This is a genomic window from Rhizobium sp. N621, from assembly GCF_001664325.1.
Classification (GTDB): Bacteria; Pseudomonadota; Alphaproteobacteria; order Rhizobiales; family Rhizobiaceae; genus Rhizobium; species Rhizobium esperanzae.
In genome coordinates this window covers 2770011-2790044 of the sequence record NZ_CP013495.1, presented here as the reverse complement: position 1 = coordinate 2790044, position 20034 = coordinate 2770011, and the positions used below count along the sequence as shown (strand labels likewise).

At 58.9% G+C, this 20034-nt stretch carries 20 protein-coding genes; 4 read left to right on the top strand and 16 right to left on the bottom strand.

What is annotated here, in order from left to right:
* Positions 1-134 precede the first annotated feature (134 nt).
* The 14 genes from AMK00_RS13610 to AMK00_RS13545 form a co-directional block, all read right to left on the bottom strand.
* Positions 135-767: a hypothetical protein gene (locus AMK00_RS13610; protein WP_064810689.1), complete on the bottom strand. Its 633-nt coding sequence runs from the start codon at positions 765-767 to the stop codon at positions 135-137.
* A 201-nt stretch (positions 768-968) separates the two neighbouring features.
* Entirely contained in the window at positions 969-1907 is a 939-nt protein-coding gene (locus tag AMK00_RS13605; RefSeq protein ID WP_064810688.1) for a sialate O-acetylesterase, read from the bottom strand.
* A gap of 482 nt (positions 1908-2389) precedes the next feature.
* Complete coding sequence (locus AMK00_RS13600) at positions 2390-2728, bottom strand: slr1659 superfamily regulator (RefSeq protein WP_064803488.1); 339 nt, start codon at positions 2726-2728, stop codon at positions 2390-2392.
* A gap of 7 nt (positions 2729-2735) precedes the next feature.
* Positions 2736-3296 carry a slr1658 superfamily regulator gene (locus tag AMK00_RS13595; RefSeq protein WP_064810687.1) on the bottom strand — a complete coding sequence of 187 codons (561 nt, stop codon included), beginning with the start codon at positions 3294-3296 and terminating at the stop codon, positions 2736-2738.
* A gap of 3 nt (positions 3297-3299) precedes the next feature.
* Positions 3300-5660 carry a SpoIIE family protein phosphatase gene (locus AMK00_RS13590; protein ID WP_064810686.1) on the bottom strand — a complete coding sequence of 787 codons (2361 nt, stop codon included), beginning with the start codon at positions 5658-5660 and terminating at the stop codon, positions 3300-3302.
* A complete protein-coding gene (locus AMK00_RS13585) occupies positions 5657-6829 on the bottom strand; it encodes a class I SAM-dependent methyltransferase (RefSeq protein WP_064810685.1) in 1173 nt (390 codons plus the stop codon). The genes AMK00_RS13590 and AMK00_RS13585 overlap by 4 nt, the downstream gene beginning before the upstream one ends.
* Positions 6826-7332 carry a hypothetical protein gene (locus AMK00_RS13580; protein WP_064810684.1) on the bottom strand — a complete coding sequence of 169 codons (507 nt, stop codon included), beginning with the start codon at positions 7330-7332 and terminating at the stop codon, positions 6826-6828. Before AMK00_RS13580 ends, AMK00_RS13585 begins: the two co-directional genes overlap by 4 nt.
* Before the next feature lie 73 nt (positions 7333-7405).
* Positions 7406-9052: a putative bifunctional diguanylate cyclase/phosphodiesterase gene (locus tag AMK00_RS13575; RefSeq protein ID WP_064810683.1), complete on the bottom strand. Its 1647-nt coding sequence runs from the start codon at positions 9050-9052 to the stop codon at positions 7406-7408.
* 240 nt (positions 9053-9292) lie between these two features.
* The gene (locus AMK00_RS13570) at positions 9293-10126 is read right to left on the bottom strand and encodes a sugar phosphate isomerase/epimerase family protein (protein ID WP_064810682.1); all 834 of its coding nucleotides are present in this window, start codon (positions 10124-10126) and stop codon (positions 9293-9295) included.
* Complete coding sequence (locus tag AMK00_RS13565; RefSeq protein ID WP_064810681.1) at positions 10123-11328, bottom strand: NAD(P)/FAD-dependent oxidoreductase; 1206 nt, start codon at positions 11326-11328, stop codon at positions 10123-10125. Before AMK00_RS13565 ends, AMK00_RS13570 begins: the two co-directional genes overlap by 4 nt.
* A gap of 57 nt (positions 11329-11385) precedes the next feature.
* Positions 11386-12330: a substrate-binding domain-containing protein gene (locus AMK00_RS13560; protein ID WP_064810680.1), complete on the bottom strand. Its 945-nt coding sequence runs from the start codon at positions 12328-12330 to the stop codon at positions 11386-11388.
* A 72-nt stretch (positions 12331-12402) separates the two neighbouring features.
* The gene (locus AMK00_RS13555; protein ID WP_064803471.1) at positions 12403-12714 is read right to left on the bottom strand and encodes a MocE family 2Fe-2S type ferredoxin; all 312 of its coding nucleotides are present in this window, start codon (positions 12712-12714) and stop codon (positions 12403-12405) included.
* Positions 12711-13745 carry a sterol desaturase family protein gene (locus AMK00_RS13550; protein WP_064803469.1) on the bottom strand — a complete coding sequence of 345 codons (1035 nt, stop codon included), beginning with the start codon at positions 13743-13745 and terminating at the stop codon, positions 12711-12713. The genes AMK00_RS13555 and AMK00_RS13550 overlap by 4 nt, the downstream gene beginning before the upstream one ends.
* Positions 13746-13912: 167 nt before the next feature.
* Positions 13913-14914: a LacI family DNA-binding transcriptional regulator gene (locus tag AMK00_RS13545; RefSeq protein WP_064810679.1), complete on the bottom strand. Its 1002-nt coding sequence runs from the start codon at positions 14912-14914 to the stop codon at positions 13913-13915.
* A 252-nt stretch (positions 14915-15166) separates the two neighbouring features.
* Between AMK00_RS13545 and AMK00_RS13540 the strand changes: the two genes are divergently transcribed.
* The 3 genes from AMK00_RS13540 to AMK00_RS13530 all read left to right on the top strand — a co-directional run bounded on the left by AMK00_RS13540 (position 15167) and on the right by AMK00_RS13530 (position 16881).
* Positions 15167-15859 (top strand): type 1 glutamine amidotransferase domain-containing protein, encoded by a 693-nt coding sequence (locus AMK00_RS13540; RefSeq protein WP_064810678.1) that lies wholly within the window; start codon positions 15167-15169, stop codon positions 15857-15859.
* Positions 15860-15911: 52 nt separating this feature from the next.
* Positions 15912-16325, top strand: coding sequence for a GFA family protein (locus tag AMK00_RS13535; protein WP_064810677.1), 414 nt, complete (start codon positions 15912-15914; stop codon positions 16323-16325).
* Positions 16326-16437: 112 nt separating this feature from the next.
* On the top strand, positions 16438-16881 hold the full coding sequence (locus AMK00_RS13530; RefSeq protein ID WP_064803462.1) for an SRPBCC family protein: 444 nt from the start codon (positions 16438-16440) through the stop codon (positions 16879-16881).
* Positions 16882-17025: 144 nt separating this feature from the next.
* On the opposite strand, the gene AMK00_RS13525 is transcribed toward AMK00_RS13530, so the two are convergent.
* Positions 17026-17349, bottom strand: a complete 324-nt coding sequence (locus AMK00_RS13525) for a hypothetical protein (RefSeq protein WP_064810676.1) — start codon at positions 17347-17349, stop codon at positions 17026-17028.
* 481 nt (positions 17350-17830) lie between these two features.
* Here AMK00_RS13525 and AMK00_RS33525 point away from each other — a divergent pair, with 481 nt between their 5' ends.
* On the top strand, positions 17831-19579 hold the full coding sequence (locus AMK00_RS33525; RefSeq protein WP_064810675.1) for a VCBS domain-containing protein: 1749 nt from the start codon (positions 17831-17833) through the stop codon (positions 19577-19579).
* A gap of 123 nt (positions 19580-19702) precedes the next feature.
* Here the strand turns inward: AMK00_RS33525 and AMK00_RS13515 are convergent, their stop codons facing one another.
* Positions 19703-20026: a hypothetical protein gene (locus AMK00_RS13515; RefSeq protein ID WP_064810674.1), complete on the bottom strand. Its 324-nt coding sequence runs from the start codon at positions 20024-20026 to the stop codon at positions 19703-19705.
* Positions 20027-20034 lie beyond the last annotated feature (8 nt).

Here is a 20034-nt window from a genome sequence, read left to right as displayed (position 1 = left end):
TAAGAAGGCTTGGACCGCTGGAAAATTGGCAAAAAAATAGAGCATTTCCGGACGCAGACAGAAACGGAAATGCTCTCAGTTCGGTGCGAAGCTTACCAGAGTCGGCTTCGCACCTCTCACATCTCGCCATGTGGCTATTCGTCTGGCGCCGCCGACGCGGCGTTTTCCAGCGAGGTGCGGATCTGATCAATCTTGCCGTCGGCATCGCCAACCCCGAGAATGGTCTTGGCTTCATCCAGGACCGTCGGGCTGACCTGACCGGTTTTCGTTGCGGAAGCCAACGCGTCCTCCAGCGCCTGATCGCCCAGCAGGGGATCGTCGGCCGCAGGCTCGATACCGTTGTCGATTTCATACTGGGCATAAGCCACGGCGTAAGCCGAGATGGCAGTCATGCGTGGATCCGATGTATTCATCAGCGCCCGATAGTTCCGCTTCAAGGAATTCAGGCCCGCAAGCTGCGCCGACAGGTTCTTCTCCTTCGTGCTGGTGGCTGCGGTGTCTGACTTGCCCGATTTGGACTTGCCCGATGCCTCTGACGATTTGCCTCTCACGGCCGACGAGTTGGAGTTGCCATGGGTTGAACCACTGTTCTGGCCGCCACCATTTCCATGGCCGCCGCCGTTACCACCGCCGTTGCCGCCGCCATTGCCGCCACCGTTTCCACCGTCCTTTGCCAGGGCGTTCATGTCGAGCCAGGCAAGCGTTGCCGGGCTCGCTGCGAACGCCAGCGAAAGAACGGCCAGGGACGCTAAGGTTGAAATCCGCATCGTATTCCTCCGAATCAGAGCATCAGGTGCCGTGCAGTTGCACGACTGAGCAGATGTGAAGAATAGATTGCGATCGAGCGTTGCACATCGGACTGAGGTCCGGCGAAAGGCCCCGGCTATGGTCCTAAGGAAACATCCGAGGCGCGGCGTGCGGGCGGCCTTGGTCGAAGCTCGCGAAGGCGCGCAAACGGTTCGGGAGGACTATCGCGAGCTTTCCAGGTGGCTCTCACCACGCAAAAGGTTCAGCCAGGCCTGCGACACTTTCTCCGCGCCTGAGCCCCCGATATGGCAATCGTCGTAGCGGTCGTCTCCATCGAGTGCCGCGTCAGAATTGACGCCCTCTCGGATACCGTGGCCGCTTTTTGACAGTGCCAGTTGCGCCCGTACGATCGCATTGTCCGGAATATGCTCCTTGAAGCCGCCGTTGCTCGGTTCGAGGCATTTCGATGCGATCGAAATGTAAACGGGTGCTTCGACGCCGTGCTGACGCAATGTGTCAACCATCGACATGAAATGTTTCTGATAGGCCTCCGAAGTGGTGCCCATAACGAGGTCCGCCTCTCCCTGCACCCAGAGGACGCTCGTTATCCGATAACCGGAATCCTGAAGCTGTTTCACTGTATCGACCAGCACAGGATTGAGGTCGCCGCCTGTCGCCCATCGTGCGACATCAGATCCGGAATATGCGAGAGGTGCGAGGACGACGCTGTCATTTTGTCCCGATGCGATCAATTTGTTCCCAAGAAGCGTCCAGTACTCTCCCTTGGTATCGGTCGATCCAAGAAGCGGCGATGCCGCGATGAAGCACCGTTTGTCAAAGGCGTTTACAACGCGAGCGCCATAATTCGACCGGTGCCGTTGTCCACCGTCGTTGGCCGCGTTCGATTGACCAAGAACGAGTAAGACAGCAGTTCGCTCAGTTTGAGTTGGGCAGGTCACAGTGGTTTTTGTTTCGTCCCCGATGAGTCGTTCCTTGTCGTCGAAAGTATAACGGCTTGGAGCCGCCCCCTTCTCTCCGCCAATCATTTTCTTCAGCGCGGAAAGTTGTGGCCAGGGAAAGATCTCATGTCGCGCGCTCATGCCGCCGAGAAAGTATACGGCGATCAAGGCGGCCAGGCCGACTGCTATTGTTTTACGCATGTCGTTCCCTTTGAAACATCATCCGACCACATGGAGCCTGCGGACCGATCAAGGCTGCTCCAGCCACGAAGGTTTCTTTACACCTGCTACATCTGCTTGCTCGGGCATGCCCTTTGCAAAAAAAGAGTTCGTCGAAGATCGAGCCCCAGTCGACGACTTGTCGCGTGGCTTCGCCGAAAACCTGCTCTAAACTATAGATCGGACCAGTGATTACAATCATCCGGATGGGTGAGAGATCGTGCTATGCGGAATGAGTTCCATGGAGCAAATTCCTCTTTGCTCGTCCATGGAAAAGCGATCACAGATCGGCGCGGCGAGGTCAAATGTGGGAGCGGAGCACCGGTCCCCATCCGAGGTGCGGCATGCGGGCGTGCCGAGTTTGGCGAGACGCCAACCCCAATCTCCGTCGTCCTCGGGCTTGGCCCGAGGACCCATGCTGCGGCTGCTGGTGGGTGCCGCGTGGATGCTCGGCTCAAGGCCGATCACGCCAGGCGCAAATCGAGCAGCGGGTGCAGCTTCTTCAGATTCGGGAGGGATTTTGCCTGCCACGGATGTTGATTGGTCCCTTTGACGATGAGCAGGAGGTCGCCCATCTTTCTGGCTTCGATCGTCAGCTTCGCCAGGAGGTTGATGCCCGAGGAATTCAGGAATTCGAGGCCCGTCAGGTCGAACGTCACCTGCTTGTGCCCTTCATGGAGAAGGCCTGTTATCAATGAATAGATCGGCGCATAGGCGTCCGGGCCTGCCAGGCGGAAGACGCCATCAAAATACACCTCGTTTTTTTCCGCCCATACGCGGAAGTTTTCGTCGCTGATTTCCATTCTTTGCTCATCGATTGGAGGAGGGGGGCATAGCCACAGCTGCAGTCGTCGTCAGTATGATATGCTCGTCATTATTCTCTTCGAATGTCCATGCCATTCTCGCATCGTAATCGCTCAAAAGGGTGAGCAGGCCTAAACCGGAGCCGCTTTCTGGCGATATGGCGTTGATTTCGATTTGCTCAAGAAGAAGTACACCGGGCTCCTTCGATTGAAGGCGGTGCAGGAGCTGCTGGAAGCGAGACGCTGTCGCGCTGTCGACGGTATTCTTGACTCTGAACAGAAAGCTTCCATCGATTATACCGGCTTCGATGAGGATTTCGCCAGGCTGTCGGAATTTGACGGCATTTTCGATCAGCTCGTTGCTGAGATATCCAATATCATGATGCGCCTGCAGGTAATCTTTCCTCGACCGGGAATAAGGCAGCGCCATGATCTCCGCTATGAAGTCCGACGTCATTCCTGAATGCTTCCATCCAAGCTGAAGCGGCCCATCCCTCAATGTCAGGCGAGCACCGGAATCCAAGCTGATCTCCGCCAAAGATTCGATGCCGTATATTGTGGGCGCCATGTCTCACCTATGCCGTACTGCGAGAAGCGTGATGTCGTCATAGATCTTCTGCGATCCGATGAAGTGCATTAGTGTCGCGACAATTCCGGAAACGACCTTCTCTGCGCTCTGACCCTTCAAGCGAAGCGCTTCGCTGCAGAGACGTTCGATGCCGAACAGCTCTCCCGCATCGTTTGCTGCTTCTGTTACCCCGTCGGTGTGCAGGAGGATGAGGTCGCCTTTCTCGAACGCAATTTCTCGAGTTTTGATGAATGCAGAAATATCGGCGTCCAAGCCGATTGGTATGCCGAGATCCATGGTGTCGACGCGTTGGATCTCACCGTTCGCCCGCACGATTACAACTTCCTCGTGCTGCCCCGACAAGATCATCTCCCGGCCGTCATAGTCGAGAAAGGCCAAGGTCAGATGTTTGTCTATTTTCGTCCTCACTATGTTCTTGAACAGGGCGCTGTTTAGATCCGCCAGAAATTTGACGGCGTCGGTGTTTCCCGCCTCCTGAAGGGCGCGGGCGACAGACTGGACCATCAGCATCAATACGCCGCTTTCGAGCCCGTGGCCGGTGACGTCGCCGATGCCGATCTTCAGCCGCCTTCCGTTTTTCAAGACGTCGTAATAATCACCGCCGACTTCTTCCGCCGGTCGCATATAGGCTGCGATCTCGATGTCCTGAAATTCCTCCAGCTCCTGTTGCAACGGAAGAACCATGAGCTGGATTCTTTCAGCGACGGCCACCTCTGTTCCGAGACGGCGATTTTCTCGCTGGAGCTGTGCGTTCAGCGCCGAAATTTCTTCCTTCTGATCTTCGATCTGGGCCGTTCGTTCTTCGACGAGTTGCTCGAGATTTTCGGTGTGATAGCTGATCTGTTCAGCCATCCGATTGAATGCTTCACCGGCAGCGCCGACCTCATCCTTGCTTGTTATCGCCACTCTGACCGAATAGTCCTGCGCCTGAATGCGCTTGGCGGCCCCCGCAAGTGCGCTGATCCCGCTCGTTATGCGTTTCGAAGCCGCAAACACAGCGATCGTCACGATCAGCAGCGACATCAAGATCGCCAGGATCTGATAGATCACGATCCGGTTGGTGGCCTCGGATATTTTCGCCTGGGCGGCGTAGAGGGAGGCATCGATTTCCCGTTCCGGCACAACCACTCCCAGCAACATCGCCTCTTGCCGAACCGGGCCGCTGGACCAGAGATTGGTCGCAGGCAGTTTCTTGACGATGACGATATAGGGGACCTCATTGCCGTCCCGCTGCAGCAGCAGATGTTGAATGCCCTGCTCCCGGTCGAGCGCCAGTTTCGCGATCGCAGGCTGGGAGCTTCCTTTCAAGGAACGCTCCAGCCCGGTCACGCCGGTTCCGCTCGCACCACTCGCGGAACGCAGGCCGAGCGTCTGTTCGCCGGTGCCGTTGATCGCGACCACGTTTCCGTCGGACATGGCCAGGAAGCCGAAGCCGGACTGGGCCACCTTGACGTTTTCAACCGTCTGGGCGAGCTGGTCGAGCGTGATATCGGCGCCGGCCGTCCCGGCGACGTCCTTCCGGTCGGCGGTCCAGAGCGGATGAAAGAAACTGACGATCAGCTTGCCGGTAATGGCATCCGTATATGGGGCCGTCTGCGTGATATCGTCTGCGACGGGTCGCGTTTTCGTGTCCTGGGCCCAGCTCTGCCAGGACTCATACAGGCCCGGAAAAAAGAAGTTCCAGAAATCAGCTTCGTTGTGCCCGGGATAAAGGCGGTCAAAGGTCTGAGCCTGGTCGGTGTAGGGTGCCGTTCTGAAAATCGGTCGTTCCCTCGGTCCGATGTAATACATCTGCAGCTTTGAAGCGCCGTGCTGCAACAGGCTCGGCGCGACGAGATCGAGAACTGCGCTTGTCTCTATATCGCGCCGGATTTCCGGTTTCGGCTGATGGTCCTCACCGAGCAGGTAACCCCAGACGCTGACGACCGAAGCGGAGCCGGGCGCGTTCTGAGACCACTTCCCCTTCTCGTCGTAAGACAGACTGACGCTGCCGGGCGACGTGCGGGCGATCGCCGCTCCGACATCGGAATTGCGGGCGGGATTGTCGATCTGCCCCTGGAGCACTCCCGCCAAAGTGTCGACGTCGTTGTGAACCTGGCGCAGGAGCAGCGTCACTTGGGCTGCGGTTGAATCGGCATAGGTGCGGATATATTCCTGGCTGGCGGCTTCGAGGCCCTGGCCGACTTCCAGCGTTGCGTCACGCGACAGCCTCTGAACATTCCAAAGTGCCAGGCCGCCGCTGACCAACAAGTCGAAGAGAACGGCTCCACCGACGACCAGGATGAATTTCGCCCGAAACGAGCTCAGTCCGACCGGTCTTTTCGATGACCATCCATCCATCACAGCGGCTTTCGACCAGAGGCTGCCCAGATCGGCCAGCCTGCGTAACCCTTGGGGTGAAGAGCGGCAAAGACGTGATCCTTGAATCCTTGCCGGAATCTGCGAATGAAATCCGGCGAGTCGCCGCGGCGCACCGCCATCTCGCCTGCATAGACATTCTCCCAAGCTTCGATGATGTCTGCGAAGTCCTGGGGATCGCCGTCAAGATTCGTGACCATGAAGCAGTCGACTTGGATGTTATCGAATCCGGCGTTGAGCAGAAGGTGGCGGCTTTTCGGGCCCATCTCGACATCCATGTCGAAATGCCTGAACAATTTCGCCACCTCCTCGTAGGTCCATTTTATCGAGTCGCCATGCGGCTCACCCAAACAATGCGAATTCTTTTCATTCGTGATGTAGACACGGCCGCCGGGCTTGCAGATGCGATAAAGCTCCCGCAGCAGCATCTCGGGGCGGTCAAAAATCTGCAGCGAGTGCCGGCAGGTCACGAAGTCGAATTGATTGTCTCGAAGCAGCATCTGAGACGCATCGCCATAGGTGTACTCGATGCCTTCCAGGCCGAACTCGGCGGCGACTTTGCGGGCATAGTCCAGACTGCGCACGGAGTGGTCCAGTGCGACAAGGCGCGTCGGGTTGAATTCCCGTTGAACCAGAGCTGCGAAATCACCAATGCCGCAACAGATATCGGCCATGACAAGGCCGGGGCGCAGACCGTGGCGTGGCAAGAGTTCGCGTTCGTGCCTCCATGTCATTTTCGTCTGCGTGCGCAGAATGGGAATGAAGCTCTCGTCCTCGACAAAGCTTTGCCCGGGATAAAAGGCCGAATCATAGACTTCCACCGACAGGTTTGGTTGCGAAGCCGTTAACGTCTCGAACAGCGAGGCAGACCACGCCATCACGCTCGACGTAATGATCTTAATCTGCCGTTCCGGCCTGGTTCGGCAGCCTGCCGCCACGACATCGGAGAGGGCGGCGAAGGCCGTCATATTGATGTGCGTCAGGCGTTTGACGTTGAGGTAAACGATGCCGCTATATCTTTCCAAACTTTGCCGCATCAGTTCGAGGGCATCGGCAATCTCCGCGGTGCTTTCGGGCCGCATCTTGCCGGACAGCACGAGCTCTTGGTTTGTCGGATCAAACCGCACGGTATAGGGCAGGGGAAGCAGGCTCATTGGAAATCCTCGGCGGAGGGGAAATCGGCAATGATTTCGATCCCGTCCTCGCCGTCTCTCTCGATGCGGATAGCGGCGCCTAATATCGTCGCCAGATTACTGAGCAAGGCCTCATCGGGCTTGGTAACCAGGTGACCGGAGCCGTTATCGAGGCCATGCTCTATTTCGCTTGATCCTACCTTGATATGTTTGCGGCGGAATTCCTCATCGCAAGGAAAGGCAATTCTCAGCCGGTTGAACGTCGCGTTGCGTGAGAGGCTGAAATGTATCTTTCCCCGTTCGTTTGTCGCGCGGAAGGCGAGCTCTACGAGTTCGTTTGCCGCGACCGAAAGAAAGTTGGAGTAGCGAGCGGGATCACTGTGACCCTGACCGAGGATGTCGGAGAGATATTCGGTAATCTCGTCGCAAAACTGCCATTGAGATTTGAACATCGCAACGTTCATTTCCAGCGATACCATCGGTACAAATGCGTGGTCGTCGAAGCGGGATGCTTCCTCTTCCAATATGCCCTCCGTTCGTGTGTCAGGAGCGTTGGATCTGCATGCAATGTAGAAGCACGGCGAAAAGTTTCGAGCACTATTGTCGGGCGCGGCTTTTGGATGCTTCCGCCCCTTTGATGAATTCGTCAACGGCCTCCACGGGAAGCGGCCTGCTCAGCAGATAGCCCTGAAGCCTGTCGCAGCCCACACTGTGCAGCCATTCCGCCTGCCCCGGGGTTTCAACTCCCTCGGCTGTCACCTGCATGTCGAGGTCATGTGCAAGGTTCACGATGCAGCGGACGATTGCTTGGCTTTTCAGATCGGTTTCGAGATCGGTAATAAAATATTTGTCGATCTTAATCGTGTCGAAAGGGAATGTCTTCAGATAGCTCAGGGACGAATATTCGGTGCCGAAGTCATCCAGCGAAATTCGTAAGCCCAGTAAGTTGAGCGTGTTGAGCGTATCAATGTTGTTGACGGTGCGCTCGAGCAGCACGCTCTCGGTTATTTCGAGTTCCAGACGCTCGGGCGGCAGTCCGACCACGTCCAGCGTGTGGGAAATCCGGTCGGTCAGGCCGCTTGTCAAGAATTCAGCCGCTGACAGATTGACGGCGACGAGGTAGTTCTCCGGCCATTTCATCGCCTCACGACATGCCTGCTCCAAAACCCACGCGCCAATGTCTGGCATCATTCCGTCCGCCTCGGCCATCGGAATGAATGCCGCCGGTGGAATTTTTCCAAGCAGGGGGTGGTGCCATCTTAGCAACGCCTCGAAGCCGACAATGCAGCCGCCCTCGGCAATCGGCTGGTATTCGACATAGAATTGCTGTTGCTCGAGCGCCATACGCAGACTGCGGCGCAGCAGTTCCCGCTGCTCCAGCAATTCTAGCATCGTTGGGTCATAGGCTTTTGCCCGACCACGCCCCTCTTTCTTGGCGTCGTAGAGTGCGAGGTCGGAAGCTTTCATCAGTTGTTCTGGACTCGTGCCATCCGGCGGAGCGGTGGACATGCCGATGCTTGTGCCGACAAAGAGCTCGATGCCGTCTATCGTGAAGGGTTTTTTGAAGGCGGCAACCAGGTCTTCCGCCAAGCGGTGCGCTTTGGCCGGATGTCCTCCGCCCACGGAGATCACTGTGAATTCGTCGCCGGCCAATCGATAGGCCCGGTCATCGCTGGAGAGGCAGGCTTGGATACGCCTTGCAGCCGATTGAAGAAGCTTGTCGCCCGCAGCATGCCCGAGCGTGTCGTTGACAGGTTTGAAGTCGTCAAGGTCGAGTTGCATTAATGAAAGGGTCTCGCTCGAGCCTGCAGTTTCCTGCAACAGCGCGCTCAGGTCCTCGCTGAATTGGCGCCGGTTCGGCAGTCCAGTCAGCGGATCATGGGTGGCGAGATGTAAAAGGGTTGCGCGCTCGTCGTCAATGTGTTCCTCGGACCGAACCACGGCAAACAGATCACCGATCCGATAGATCGTCAAATCATGTGATCCGCCGAGTGCGCCTGTTATTCGCAAAGGCTGAGCGCTGTCACCCAGTGAACGGAAAGCGAGCATGACGGCCGATTTGTCCAGCTCCGGAAAAAGCTCCCAGAAGGAGGCGGCTGGTTTGACGGAAGCGGGCAGCGCATTGCCAAGCAAATTTTCAACCGGATTGAAATCGCGATCAAAGAATAAAAGCCGGTCGATCAAGCCCCAGGTTATTGCCTCCGTTTTTTCGAGGGCCAAGCGGGTAGCAGGAATTTTCCGCATGTCGGAGGCTCTCCCTGATTGAATGTCTTACCAGATACTATAGCAACTCAACTCCCGCACAACTTGTGCACGTTAAGAAATACATTAGGCATTTCTGATTAACAATCCCTAACGTCTGCCCAATGTGCTTGCGGCTGTGGATGCGCGCGCACTGGTCCGACGAAGTGGTTGCCGCCATCGGAAGGCGGCTGCAGGGGCTGACGAGAGAACGGATTGCCGCGATTGTTCATGCGCTGCGGCTCAGGCAATGGCAGCCCACAGTTCGCGCACCATCTGGCGCAGCGCCAGCGCCTCGGCCCATCGGTCCGTCGAGTCGTTGCCGTCTCTCCCGGTGATCGCATAGGGTTTGGGGCCTAATTCGCAGGTAAAGACCAGCTCGGAGTCATCGGCTGCGCGTGATCGCCAATGGCGAAAGCCGTAATCCCACCACTGCAGGAAGAGATCGACCCAGGGCCGGTGGTGCGCAAAGGAGATTTCGATTTGCACCTGCTCTCGGGAAGCGACACGGCCGTGAAATGCATGGGCATTCCGTAGGATGCGCCGGATGTATGCGTGACTTTCCTCATTGACCGGAAAGGCGAATTCGCGACCGACCAGGAAATGCGACAGATCGGCCAGCAACGGCAGATCGGGACGTCGATCGAGCAGATCGAGCGTGAAGAACAGGTCCGTCGTCATCCTGTCGCGATGGGTTTCGATGAATACCGGAATACCCGCATCTTCGGCGAGCCGCATCCAGCCATCGAGAATCGGCAGGCAATCCTCGATCCGGCGGGGGCGGATATCGGGCTGCAGGTTGATGTGGCTGACCGGAAAGGCCTCAGCAAGTTCCAGCGGCAGACGCAAATCCTCGACGCAGCGGGGGAAGCAGACCGCCTCGATCTTCAAGCCCGTGCCCCGGATGGCTTCGTTCAGCCGAATGACATTCGCACGGTTGGTGTAGTGCGCGCTGATGCCATCAAAGCCCGCATCGGAAATCATCGCGACGTTTTCATCGAGTGTGGGCTCGAACCCGTCCGTGTGCCGGCGCTCCATGGCCCAGAGCGACTGAAAGACCAGCAGCTTCTGCGTCATGCGGCCCGCGCGCTTTTCAGAAGGGTCTTGAGGTTTAATCCCGGGTCGGAGAGTTCCGCAGCCGCGGGGCTGATGCCTGCTGCGATCAGGATCTCAGCAAGCTTGATATCCTTGGCCAGGCCGTTGCCGATGCCGAGGCCGGCGGCGGCCACGAGGCGGCCTTCGTCGAAATAGAATTCAAGCTCGCCCGCCACCGTCGCACGTGGGACCGTCTGATGCCCGGGCTGCGGCAGCCCCGCCACCTGAAGGCCAAGATCATACTGGTCCGACCAGAACCAGGGAATGGCGGTAAAAGTCTCGGCGGCGCCTGCCATGTTCCGCGCTGCCGTTTCGGCCTGCGCCCTGGCGTTGCGCCAGCTTTCATAGCGGACATGCCCTCCGCCGGGTTGGGCGACCGCCGCGCAATCGCCTGCCGCGTAAATCTTCGGCGCGCTAGTGCGAAGACGCCGGTCCGTCAGAATTCCATTGCCTGTTGCCAGCCCCGCCGCTTCCGCCAGGGCAGTCTCGGGCAGGACCCCGATGGCGCTGACGATGAGATCGGCGGGGACCACGCTGCCGTCGCTGAGGGTAACGCCGTCATTGCCGATTGCCGCAACGCCGCGATCGAGGTGGAAACGCACACCTTCGGCATCGTGTCGGGCATGCAACTTTTCGGCAAAGCGGGCGGGAACGGCGCGGCCTAAAGGTTTCGGCGCGGCTTCGATGACGCTGACCGCTACATCCATTCCGCGAAGCACTGCTGCGAGCTCCATCCCGATCAGTCCCGCCCCGATGATCGCGACGCTGTGGCCCGGAATGACATTGGAAAAGATCGCTTCGGCATCGGCATGGGTGCGGAAGTCGAGCGCGCGCTTTGCGCCGGGGCAGGCAAGCCGCCTTGGCCGCGCACCAGTCGCCAGAAGCAGCTTTTCATAACGCAATAGCCGACCGTCGCTTAACGTCACGGTCGCGGTGGCCGCATCCAGCTTGGCGGCGGACAACCCCTTGAGATAGGTGATGCCCGCTGCATCAAGCGCATCTGCCGCGCAGATCAGCTTCATCTGCACCGCACCGTCGACGGCTTTCGACAGAGGCGGCCTTTCGTAGGGCAAATGCGGTTCGGCTCCGACCAGCGTAACGGGCCTGGAATAACCGGCCTCACGCAGGGCGAAGGCCGCCTGGGTGCCGGATTCGCCTGCACCGATGATGACGATACCGTCCATTGTGTTCTCCAGAGAAGAGCGGCCGGCGCTCGTGAGGAGGAGACACCGGCCGGAGGATCAGTTCTTTTTCGCGTATTCGGCCATGTTCTTGGGTGTGACCAGTTCGAACGGCACCCAGACTTCCTTGTCGACGGCATTGCCGTGCGCCAGCGCGACGGCTGCATCCACCGCACTTGCGGCCTGCTGTTTGGCGTTCTGGAAGACCGTCACGTCAAGATCACCCGCCGCCATCGCCGCTAGCGCGTCTTGCGTGGCATCAATGCCGACGACGATGACGTCGTCCATCGACACGCCGGATGCCTTGAGCGCCTGAATGGCGCCCAGCGCCATCTCATCATTGTTGGCGAAGATCACGTCGATCGGACGACCTGCCGTGAGCCAGTTCGTAGTCAGATCCATTGCGTTGGTGCGCGTCCAGGCGGCGGTTTGTTCATCGGCGATGGTCACGCCCTTGCAATCGCCTGCCGAAAGCGTCGCCTTGACAGACGAGGTCCGGTCGCGCGAGGCCTGATGCGCGAGATCGCCCATCAGAATGTAAGCCTGGGCGTCGTTGGCCTTGCCCTCTTTCTTCAGCAGATCGCAGGCGGCTTCGGCGCCGAGCCTTCCGGAATCCGTTTCTTTCGAACCGACATAGGCCTGCTTTTCGGGCAGTCTGTCGATATTTTCCGGTTCGAGATTGAGGTAGACGAGCGGAATGCCCGCCTTTCGGGCGGCCTCGCTGATGCCGGTGGCGGCCGATGTATCGGTCAGCGTCATGATGATCGCGTCCACTCCCGATGCGATGAAGTTATCGACCTGGCTGCGCTGTTTGGAGACGTCGGTCTGCGCATCCTCGATCTGAAGGCTGACGCCGTTCAGCTTGGAGGCTCGTGCCTGCAGCCCTTCGCGCAGCAGCGTCTGGAAATTGTTATCGAAACTCTGCATCGAAACGCCGATCGTCTCGGCCGAGGCAGCAGTCGTCGTCAGGGCGGCCAGGACGGCCGCCACACAGATTGATTTCATGTTTTCCTCCCAAAGGGCGCCGGGCCACCCGATCTATTCCGGAGGCTGTTCAGGCCTGCCTGTGTTGCGGGCTCAGATCAGAGCCACGCGAACCTCTCCGTCGATCACCTCCGCCGGATAGGTTTTCAGATTCTCGCAGGCGGGCAGCCTCAAGGCTTCGCCGGTGCGATAGTCGAAGGCGCCGGAATGCTTCGGACATTCGACCTCGAAATCCATCACCAGCCCGTCGGCGAGATGGATCGCCTCGTGGGTGCAGAGGCCGGCGGTGCAATAGACACTGTCATCAGGGCCGCGATAGATGGCGTAGGTGCGCCCGCCATGGTCGAAGCGGATGGCGCCTTCCTGTTCGATGTCCTCGAGTTTGACGGCTGTGATCCAGGTCATTCGGCGGCTTCTCCGACTTCCAGGCGGGCCTTGCGGGCCGCGAGTTTTTCCTTGCGCCTGCGGTAGCGCTCCTGCATCTGCGCCTCGCCTTCGGCAGAGCCGTCGTGCCAGGTGCCGAACCACTTATCGAGCGGGATCAGGGCGTCGCCGTAGTTCACCTCGAAATATTTGTGGTGGAGGTAATGCGCATAGGCGTGGCTATCGATGAGCTTGTCCCCGCCGATTTCGACCTTGTCGAAGCCCACATGGCCTGGAATGGCGCCGAAGCCGGCATAATGCAGCTGGTAGAGCATGATGATCGGATTGGACGGCAGGATCAGGTGGTAGAACGCCGTGCCGAGATAGAGCAGGTGCTCGACCGGATGCATCGACAGCGACGACCAGGGCGAGGGATTGACCGAGTTGTGGTGGACCGAGTGCACCCACTTATAGAGGAAGGGCGTATGGATGAGCCTGTGGATGCAGAAGAAGTGGAACTCGTGAATGATCGGCACGACGAGCGCAACGAGGGCAAGTGTCCAGGGGTGCTCCGTGAAGCTCAACCAGGGGGCGTAACCGTTGGCGTAGGCCCAGAGCATCGCAGCTTCGATCGCCGTCCAGATCGTCACGCCCGACAGGAAAGTGCGCAGTATGTTGTCGACGTTCTGGCGCTCGAACCAGAAGGCTTTGTTCTTCTGCTCGGACGGAAACTTTCCATTGTATTTGAAGCGGTTTTCCTGCCGCTTCAGCACATAGAGATGCACCTCGAAGGCGCCGTAAAAGAGCAAAACGCAGATCGCGTTCACGGCGTAGAGCCAGGCGATCCAGCCAATGCCGAGCGTTTGCATCGTCTCCACCGGCGGAATGACCCAGGCCCAGTAAGCGATCGCGGAGGCGGCGAAAATCGCATTCCAAGGAAAGAAGTAATGCGGCAGCCATTTCAGGATCGCCATCAGCCGCGGCGGAAACGCAAACAGCGGCGCGGTTTCCGCCGGCTGGTTCGGCGCCCAGTCGCCGCGCTTGTTGCGCGTGCCGAATTTCAGATCGTCCATTGCTCTCTCCTTCGGCCGGACGGATTCGTCTGCCCGCATATGCATCTTGATCGCGGGAGAGCGCCTTTCGTGCCCGGATGTCGCGGCTGTCGACGCGTCGGCTCTCTCCTGTCTTGAAAGTAGCAGGAGACCGCCACGGCGCCGAAAGCATTCTTGATCAAATCAGATCAAAGGCTTTCCTTGGTAATGGTGATGAAGCGGATGGGCGCCCGATCCGGTTCGATGTCGGTCAGGCCGATCCGGCGCAGGATCAGATCGAGCGATCGCCTGGCTTGCGCCTCGGGCGCCTGGTCGAGGACCACATCCATGGTGCCGTCCTGCAAGGCGCTGCGCGTATAGTCGGTGAGCTCGTGGCCGACGAAGAAGATGCCGCGTTCGCGCGCATGCCGCCGCAGCACATTGATCAGCGCGGAATTGCCGCCGCCGGCATTGTAGAGGCCGGCAAGATCAGGATACATCCGTAATGCTGAGGACAGGAGTTCAGCGCCGAGATGCTCTTCGTCGAGACCGAACCCCAGGCACTGGAAGCTGGTGGCACCGGGGTGCTCAAGAAAATAGTCCGAAAAGCCGCGGATTCGATCGCGGTGCACCTGATAGATCGGATGGCAGATCGCAAAGACGGGACCAGTCCGGCGTCCCATTCGGCCGATGAAGAGCGCTGCCGTCCGGCCGGCGGCATAATTGTCGATGCCGACGAATTCGCCTGTATGTTCCGAGGCGCGAGTGACGACGTGGACTACCGGCAAGCCTTGGGCGCTGACCTTCTCGACGGCCGCGCCGATCACCGGGTTGCTGGGCACCGCCAGGATCAGGCCTGCGCGCCGCAGGCCGGCCGACAAGATTCGGCGCGCAATTTCTTCCGGCTTCATCTCTTCGGTAAAGCTGCGATGCACGATGACCAGCGGGTCGAGAGTCGCCGCAATCCTCTCGAATGCCGCGGAGAGCCGCTGATAGAAGGTGGTTTCGGGACGTACCATCAACACCTCTATGCGCAGCAGGCCGCGATGGGTGTCCGGGAGCTTGCGGGGATAATCCAGCGCGCGCGCGGCAATGATCACCTTCTCGACCAGCTCCGGCCGAACGCCGCCGCGCCCGTTCAGGACGCGCTCGACCGTTGCAGTGCCGACGCCGGCATGGCGGGCGATATCCCGATAATTCGGCTTGCTCACTTTCCAACTTCCCCGAAGGCTTCGCTGAACCGATGCGCAACAGCGTTACCGATCTTCTATGCGTCTCCAATAAGAATTTGAAGGGCGGGAGGATCAGGCGCGTCCTCATCATTCCGAATGGAACTGGAGGCTTGTGTCGCACCGGTGGCCGATCTATGATTTTGCCAGTTCAGCATGAGATTGCAGGCAGTATTTCACCGTTAAACCGGGCGCGGGAGACTTTGTCCTCCGGCCGGCCGAAGGAGCTGGGCAATGAAAATTCTCATGGTTCTCACATCGCATGACCAGCTGGGAAACACCGGCAGGAAAACGGGATTCTGGCTCGAGGAGCTCGCCGCCCCTTATTTCGTCTTCCGTGACGCCGGCGCCGAGATCGTGCTCGCTTCGCCGAAAGGAGGTCAGCCTCCGCTCGATCCGAAGAGCAACGAGCCGGCGTTTCAGACGGAAGACACGCGCCGATTCGAAGGCGACCCGGCCGCCACGGCTGCGCTCGCAAACACGTTGAGGCTGTCTGACGTCGACCAGGCCGATTACGACACCGTGTTCTTTCCCGGCGGGCATGGTCCGCTCTGGGACCTGACGAACGACCACAACGCCCACACCTTGATCGAGGAGACGCTTGCCGCGGGAAAACCGCTGGCGCTCGTCTGCCACGCGCCGGGGATTCTGACCAAGGTCAAGGCGCCGGACGGCGGGCCGATCGCGAAGGGTCGGACGGTGACCGGATTCACCAACTCCGAAGAGGCCGCCGTGCAGCTCGTCGAGGTCGTACCCTATCTGCTCGAAGACGTGCTGAGAGAGCAGGGGGCGAAGTTTTCGACGACGGAAGACTGGGCCGTACACGTCGTCCAGGACGATCAGCTGATCACCGGGCAGAACCCGGCCTCGTCGAAGCAGGCCGCCCGCCTGCTGCTCAACGCGTTGGGCGAGCAGACCGCAGCCTGAGTCCGATGGCAACGCCTTCCGACATTCCTACACCAGATGAAGGGCGCCAGGCATTAGCAGGAAATATACCGGGAAATGCGCCTGCGGTGCGGTGCAGTTCGCCTTCGATACCGATCCGACCTTTGTCGCCGACTGCCATTGTCTGGATTGCAAGAAGGCCTCGGGCGGTGAGGCCGCCACCTTCTTCGCCGTGCCGCAGTATGATTTCACGCTGACGGCCGGCACGCCGAAAGCGTTTCATTACATTGCCGATTCCGGCAAGGGGCTTGACCGCAACTTCTGCCCCGATTGCGGCGCAAGGCTGTTCAGCAGCAACCTCGAACGTTTCCCTGGCCTTGTCTTTGTTACACTCGGCAGCCTCGACCGGCCCGAGTTGATACAGCCTGGGGTCGAGATGTTCACCAAACGCCGGTTGGCCTGGGCAACGCCGCTCCATCTTCCGCAGTTCGAGGGCATGCCGAGCTGACACACGCATATCCCGAGTGATTTTTCTTGAAGAAAAGTTCGATCCCGTGTCGGATCGGTGAGGATTTGTCCGTCCTTAGCTCGTTCATTCCGTCCATTAAAGGATCACGACCATGCCAAGCACCATACGACTGCACCGCGTTTTCGCCACCAGCCCGGAGAAGGTCTATCGCGCCTTCATCGAGGCCGATGCGCTCGCCAAATGGCTTCCGCCGAACGGCTTCCTCTGCACCGTGCATCACCTGGAGCCGGCCGTCGGCGGCACCTTCAGAATGTCCTTCCGCAACTTCACTACGGGCAACAGCCACGCCTTTGGCGGCGAATTTCGTGAGCTCGTCCCGGGCGAACGCGTTCGTTACACGGACAAGTTCGACGACCCGAACCTGCCGGGCGAAATGGAAGTCACGGTGACGCTGAAGAAGGTCTCGGTCGGCACTGAGGTGGATATCACCCAGGCCGGCGTGCCCGATCTCATCCCGCCCGAAGCCTGCTATCTCGGCTGGCAGGAGTCGCTGCGCAATCTGGCTCGGGTCGTCGAGCCTGACATCAACGAATGATGCAATTGCGCGAGACGTGACGAGCGCCGCCGCACAGCCGCTCGTCACCTCTCCGCCCGTCATTCCACAAATATTCGATGGAACGGGGGGCGAAGGCGGGACTTGCAGGAGCTGGGGGCGTGATCGGTCGCAATCGGCCCAATTCTAAGCGTAATCCGCGCTTTGCCTGATCGAGCCGATCGTCTCGCGTGCGGGAAGCAGCGAAGACAGCCAAAGGGAATAGGTCAGGGTCATGCCCGTCGACCACAGGACTATCGGCAGTGTCATCACCTCGGAGATCAGTTTGGCGAGTTCCGGCGGATCGATCTCCCAGGAGAACAACACGGCCGCCGCCTCCGGCTGGCCGCTCTCCAGGCTTGTTTTCTGCATGTCCTCGAGCACGGACGCAGTGACGGCTTGTTCGGCTGCTGACGGGTTCTGAACTGGAAGGATGGCGGTTTTAGCATTATTTTCGGCTTCGCCGGACATTTGGAGCTCCTTGTTTGGCTTCGTTGTAGAAAGCCGATCCGGGACAAGAAGTTTCATGACATGTCGATGAAATGATCGGCATGGATTCAGCCGGTGCTGACCTGATCGAGGAAAAGCGGAAACGCTCTGACGTTTGAGCCTGCGCTTCGCCAACGGGCTCGCGCGCCGTCGCACCCCATTGCCCGTCAGGACGAGGTCTACACTTCAGCCTCGGCGATCGCCGTCACGCGTGCCGCGCTGACAAGAGGCCTCTCTCGCAGTGAACTCGGGGAGAAATTAACCGTCGCAAGAAAATCGCCTTTCATTTCACAGTATATATGTTAACACTTCATTAGGAGTGGGGAGTATTCCGGTTCTTGTTTAAGAAAAATGGTGTTTGCCTCGACAATATCGGGGTGATCGCGCGTTCATGCGTGCCGTGTTGGCCTGAATAGTCTTGAATCAGTTCCCGGTTACTTGTTTTGTGTTTGGGGGTATTTTAATGGCTACGCAAAGCACCGGTGGCAGCACGACTTCTTTCACCAATACGCCACAGGCGAAGGATGACTCTTACATCTGGACGGAAGATCAGCTGCTCAGTCTCCAGCTCTACAATGCGGCCACCAAAACCATAACCCTTGACGTGATGTCGAACGATCTTGGTGGGAATGCCAAATCCCTCTTCTCGGTCGAAGACGGAGACGGCAATCCAATTACCACTGACTATGAGCTTCTTGCGAAAGACGTCGGAGCGAATGGGGCATCTGCCTGGGAGACGACTCTGCTCGGCAATTGGGTCAGGATCAACAATGGAAAGATTGAATACCGTATTAGCGATGGAAGCGGCATCGCGGGCTCGGGCGCGGATATCAACACGCTGTCTGCCGGTGAGATCCTCAAAGATAGTTTCGTCTACGCGATACGGCTCGGCAATGGCACGTTGAGCGAGGCAAATGTCTCGATCTCGCTCACCGGCGCCAACGATGCGGCTTCGATCGTCGTCGATGCGACGGTGACCGACGACCGGGCGACGGTCGAGGCGGGGGCGGCCGGCAGCGGCGATCCGAGTGCCTCCGGCAAGCTGACGGTCAGCGATGTCGACGACGGCGAGGCGGTGTTTGCCGCCCCGGCCTCACTCAACGGCATCTATGGCAGCTTCAGCTTCGATGCCGCCAGCGGCAGCTGGACCTATACGCTCGACAACAGCCGGGCGGCGACGCAGGCGCTCAACCAGGGCGACGCGGTCAGCGACACGCTGAGCGTCAGCTCGCTCGACGGCACCGCCAGCCACAATATCGTCGTCGCCATCACCGGCGCAGATGATGGACCAGCTCGGGAGGCACCGACTGACATCAAGCTGACGCCTGTCGTCCCGGCGGACAGCGTCAACTTCAATAGTTTTGAGTTCAGTGGTCTGCTGACGGCGAGTGATCCCGATACGGGTGGATTCAGCTTCAGCATTGCTTCGCAGTCGAACCCTGGCTTGTTTTCAATAACCGGCAATACGCTTAGTTCGGATGCGCTATCGACGAACGGTACATTTTCAGTGACGGTAACGGCAACGCAGACCGGAGATCCTATAGGGCCGGCCTTCGAAAAGACCGAGACGTTCACGATTATCACCGGTGGCAATGGCAACTCAGTGGACAATCCGACCGGTGGAACGGGCGACGATGTGCTCTACGGCGGTGGCGGTAACGATATGATGTTCGGGCTGGGAGGTGACGACACTCTTTTCGGCCAAGACGGCAACGACACCCTAAACGGCGGTGTTGGCAACAACACCCTGACCGGGGGCGTGGGAAATGACACCTTCTTTTTCCAAAAGTTTGCCACCACCACGAACCATATGACTGACTTCAATGCTGGGACGAATAGCACAACCGTGGATAAGTTCCAGTTGGACGTCGGAGGCGGCACGTTCGAGTTCGCCGTCGGCAACAACAATACAAGCGTGGACAATGTGAAGGTAGGAAACAACGGCACGATCAATGTTGCCGGAACGGAGATTGGCGTCAAAACGGACGTGAGCGTCACGAACGCAACCGTCCAGAGCACCATCAATGGTTACAGCAACATAACCACAGGGGCATTGTTCGTATTCCACAATACGGATCTCGGCCATGTGGCGGTCTACTACGATCAGAACCCAAGTTCAGCCGGCGGCGCGGTGCTGGTCGCTGAATTCGACAACATCACGACCCTCGGCGGGCTTGCCAATTTCAACTCGGGCGACTTCTTGTTTGGCTGAGGCGGTCTGTGCTCACGACCAGCATTCTCTACCCGCCCTTCATTCCGCAAATATTCCGTGGAACGGGGGCGGAGAGGCGGAGCTTGCAGGGGCTAGGGGCGTGGCCGTAGTCGGCCGAAGTTGCTAAGCGTAATCCGCGCTTTGCTTGATCGAGCCGATCGTCTCGCGTGCGGGGAGCAGCGAAGACAGCCAGAGGGAATAGGTCAGGGATATGCCCGTCGACCACAGGATCATCGGCAGTGTCATCATCTCGGAGATCAGTTTGATCAGGTCCGGCGGATCGATCTCCCAGGAGAACAACGCGACCGCCGGCTCCGGCTGACGGGTCTCAAGGCTTGCTTTCTGCATGTCTTCGAGCACGGACGCAGTGGCGGCTTGTTCGCCTGCTGACGGGTTCAGAAGTGGAACGATGGCGGTTTTACCATTATTTTCGGCTTCGCCGGACATTTGGAGCT